Below are 4,611 nucleotides of genomic sequence, written 5' to 3'. Positions count from 1 at the left end.
TGAGGCGAGAAAATATCGTCGATAACAAGGCAAAAATTTTGCTATTTAGTTGCTCTAAATGAGAAATTTTTAACACCGTTAGCGTCATATTTGCTCCTTCAAATAGAACAGGTATTAAGTGAAATTGGTAAATTTTGCCATAACCCTTTTTGTAGTGTTAGTAAGCCATCTCGGGTCAAACCAGGTGGCTTTTTTCTTGCCTGTAGATTGGCACTGGGACCTATTTGTGAGACGCTGCCTGCTCTATGAATAGTAACCAGGACATATCATGCAGATCCGCATCGCAACTTTAGAAGACCTGCCTATTTTACGTCAGTTAGAGCAGGCCGTGATAGCCGCTGAGCGCCCCTACAATCAAGCCATTAAACCACAGGATGCGCGTTATTATGATTTACCAGCCCTGCTTGACTGCCCCGACAGTCTGCTGGTCGTCGGTGAGCAAGACGGTAAGATAGTGGCCACAGGCTATGTGCAACACCGGGATTCAAAAGCACAGCTGGTGCATGAGCGCCATGGTTATCTGGGCTTTATGTATGTCGATCCGGATTATCGCGGTCAGGGCCTGAATCAGACAATCATGACGCACCTGATGAACTGGAGTAAGCAGCAGGCGATCCACGACTTTTATCTGGATGTGTACAGCGACAATCAGGCCGCGATACGCGCCTATGAAAAGGCTGGATTTAGTCCGTGCCTACTGGAGATGAAAGTGCATCTGAGTGAGCAATAGGGAAGATTATTTCTCAGTTTGTGAGCGTAATATTATCTTTTTGATAATAATTACTATTTTTACTAAATTTGCTGTTTTTTGCTTCGTCTGGTTGTCGGAAATACAACTAGGATGAAATAATGAACAAACTCAAATACAGCATTCTGCCGCTCGCTCTTGCCGTTTCACAAGCCGTTATGGCCGACGATGACGCTGAAGTCAAATCTATTGAACAGATCGTTGTCTATGGTGAGAATAGTCGCAATTCACTGAAAGATACCACTTCTTCGATCGCGGTGATCGATCAAGAACAGTTAAAAAGCGGTCAGGTTAACTCTTATCTGGATGCTTTGCAGGGCATTGCAAACGTGGTCGTGACAGGTGGCTTACCGGCCATCCGGGGCCAACAAGGTCAGGGTGTATCGCAAGGGTTTGGATCATTTTCATCGGGTGCTAAGCCACGTATTTCTATTATGCGCGATGGCGTGGCAGAACCGTATGTTGCCAAAGTCAGCGGCGATTTGGGTTTGTGGGACGTAGAGCAGATTGAAGTTTTACGTGGTCCTCAGTCTTCTAACAGCGGCCGTAACAGCAGCGGTGGTGTGGTCTACATCAAAACCAAAGAACCCTCGCTGACCGACGTCGAAGCGGGTGTACGCGTAGGGTATTCCGACCTCAATGAGCAAAGCGAGCTGGCCGGTGTAGTATCTATCCCACTACTGGAAGACGAGCTGGGTGTGCGCGCCAGTGTGCAGCGTGTGACCGGCGATCTGCATCATACTTTCCAGTACGATAAAGGCTACCCATTCGACCCGAATGAGTATGACAGCACCCGCGCAGACATTAAATTAAAGTGGCAACCGGCCGGTGTACAGGGTCTGGATATGCTGCTGCATTATGTGGACAGCGAAGACACTGGTGAGCGCGACTGGACCGTTGAAGGGCCTGAAATCGCACCGATTTCCGACTGGGTGGTTGGTTACGAGCGGGTTATTAACCCAGAAACCGGCCTATTTGTTGCGTTGGGCTCGGGTGCCAGGGATAAAACATCGGATTATAAGCGCTGGTCACTGCGTACCCGATATGAGATCAACAGCCAGTTTGATTTTGAGCTGATGGTATCAGACACCGACTACAGCTATATCTTCGAGCAATACCCTAGGTACTGGTTTGTGCGTATGGAAGAAGAAGGGCGCACTTATGATGCTAAGGTAACTTATGACGGTGATGCAGGCATCAGCGGCTACCTGGGTTACTATCACAATGAGCGCGATCAGGCATTTTTCCGTGAAGACTGGTATCAGGGTACGGACGACAGCAGCTCCAAGGCCATTTACGGTGAGCTGACCTTCGCCTTAACAGACGCCACGCGTTTGGTTACCGGTGGTCGTGTTACCGACGAATCACAATTTCGGATCTTTGATGGCTTTGGTTTAGGGGGCTTACGTTTCGATATTGATGTGGATAACCGCATTTACCTGCCTAAGCTGGCAGTGCTGCACGACCTGGGCGAGACCACCACACTGAGCGCCAGCTTCAGAAAGGGTTATACGTCAGGCGGTGGTGATTTCCACTGGTTTACCCGTACCAACTACACCTTTGAGCCGGAATACGTCGATACCTTTGAGCTGGGCGCACGCGCCACGCTGCTGGACGGTGATTTGTCTGTGTCAGCAAACCTGTTCTACAACGATTACTCAAATTATCAGTTCCTTGGCCGTGGTCCAAGTGGCGATGCACGAGACAGCAAAGTGCTGAATCTGGCGCAGGTCGAAAGCTATGGTCTGGAAACCGAAGCGCGTCTGGCGGTGACCGAGGATCTAACGCTCTCTGCCAGTCTGGGCTTACTGGATAGCAACATTGAGGAAGCTAATGCGCAAAACCGTGATTCTGAAGGCCTGGACTTACCTATGGCGGCCGACGTCACGGTGGGACTGGGTGCCGAGTATTGGCTGACTGAGCAGCTACAATTTAACGCACGCAGTCATTATGTTGGTGAGTATTACAGCAAACTGGGTGGCAAGGACATTCACCTGGCTGGCGATTATACTGAGGTTAATTTCTCTGTGGCGTATGTGACTGAACAATGGCGCATTAATGCTTATGTGAACAATGCCTTTGACAATGAAAGCCTGCTGCGTGGCGAGCGTCACGACGGTATGAGCGAGCAATATAAGCACCTTGCCGGTGAATTCCGCTACGCACGTCTGAGCGACCCAAGAACAGTAGGGATATCATTTAGCTATACGCTGTAACCCCTGTGCGGTCCGGGTTGGAATAACAGCCACCCGGACCTGTCAGTGTGGCGCTTTTCCTGCCTTTGCCACGCTGGAAAAATTTCCTCCCAGAGGTGGATTTTTACCACCGACATTCGTCTTGCAGTCATATTTTAGAATCCCAATTTAGCTGACTGCAGTGGAGCCAGAATGTCACAGCAAAGACGTACCAGAAGAAATCGCGCCATTTCGTCCCTCTCTAGTGAAGATCAACAACGCCTGCAGGCCCGTATTGCGGAGGCCTCGGAAACGACCGGCCAGCTGACGGTGAGCGTGGCCCCCGGTGAACAGGTGCCACTGACTGCCGCGCAGCAGATTTTATGGTATGCCTGGAAAATGGACCCGGCTGATGCGTCTTATAACCTGGCTGGTGCCCTGCATTTTGATGGCCAGCTGCAGCCATTGCGCGTTAAGCAGGCATTCGAAGTGCTGCTGGCGAAACACTCTGGTTTGCGTATTCGATTTGTTGAAGCCGCTGAGCAGGTCTATCAGATTGATGGTCAATATCAGCAACTGGACGTGACTGAACTGACGGTATGCGATGAACAGCCGGACGACCCGATCCGTGCCTTTGTGGAGCAGCCGTTCGATTTATGCAAGGCGCCATTGCTGCGCATTGCGATTGCCACCCGGGGGACGCAGACCAGCCTGATCGTGACTATGCATCACATCATTACCGATGGCACCTCGATGCAGCAACTGCTGGATGAGTTTGTTGCGCTGTATGGTGCACAAGGCACGGCCGATCGGACGCCGGTGCCAGGCTTTTTAGAATTTGCCAAATGGGAACAACAGCAGGAGCGCTCCGAGTTATTTGCCACACAACTGGCAAACTGGTTGCCACACTTAGTGGAGACCGATGACACCCTCAGGCTGCCGGCCCGCGACCACCAGCGCCATGACCTGAATTATCAGGTTGGCTTTGAAACCCGGCCGGTGCCAGGGGCACTGTGGCAAAGGATCAGCGCGCTGGCAACGCAATATCAAATTACCCCGTATCTGATTTTACTAACGGCATGGCAAACCTTACTGGCCCGGCTCAGTGGTGGGCAGCATATTCGGGTCGGTGTACCTATAGCTAATCGTCACCGCAGCGAAACGCAAAACGTGGTGGGCTATTTTGTTAATACTCAGGTGATGCCAATCGAGGTGGATGACAGCGACAGCTTCCAACAACTCCTGACAAAGAATACGGCAATGAGCCGGGTGGCACAGAGTAACCAGGATTTACCGATCGACAAGCTGATTGAAGCGATAAAGCCTGCGCGACAGCGTGGTGTGCATCCGGTTTTCCAGGTGATGTTTAACTACCTGCGCCGTGATAAGCGTAACTTTAGCCAGCTTGAGTCACTGAGTTTGTCTGGCACGCAAATGTACCGCTTTGGTATGCCGTTTGATTTGCAACTGGATGTGATTGAAGACATTACCGATGGCACCAGCCTGAACCTGGTGTTTGCCAGTGAGTTGTATGATGCGGATTTTGCGGTGCAATGTCTGACACAACTAGTCTCTTTGCTGGATACCTGCCTGAGTGACCCAGATCAGCCTGTCAATAATGTCTCCTTGCTGCAAAGCGCACAAACTCAGGCCTTGCTGGATACCGGCACGGGCACCCCGGCGTTTGAC

Annotated in this window: 3 protein-coding genes; all 3 read left to right on the top strand. The window is 50.9% G+C overall.

The window, feature by feature from the left end:
- Window positions 1-268: 268 nt before the first annotated feature.
- A complete protein-coding gene (locus TW77_RS23240; protein WP_046007356.1) occupies window positions 269-730 on the top strand; it encodes a GNAT family N-acetyltransferase in 462 nt (153 codons plus the stop codon).
- A gap of 119 nt (window positions 731-849) precedes the next feature.
- Complete coding sequence (locus TW77_RS23235; protein ID WP_046007355.1) at window positions 850-2,964, top strand: TonB-dependent receptor; 2,115 nt, start codon at window positions 850-852, stop codon at window positions 2,962-2,964.
- 171 nt (window positions 2,965-3,135) lie between these two features.
- Window positions 3,136-4,611 (top strand): condensation domain-containing protein (locus tag TW77_RS23230; protein WP_046007354.1); only part of this gene is annotated, 1,476 nt, incomplete at its 3' end.

The sequence above is a fragment of the Pseudoalteromonas rubra genome (assembly GCF_000967655.1).
GTDB classification, from domain to species: domain Bacteria; phylum Pseudomonadota; class Gammaproteobacteria; order Enterobacterales; family Alteromonadaceae; genus Pseudoalteromonas; species Pseudoalteromonas rubra_A.
Note: the sequence above shows the minus strand (reverse complement) of the source record. Positions and strands in the feature narration are given on the sequence as shown.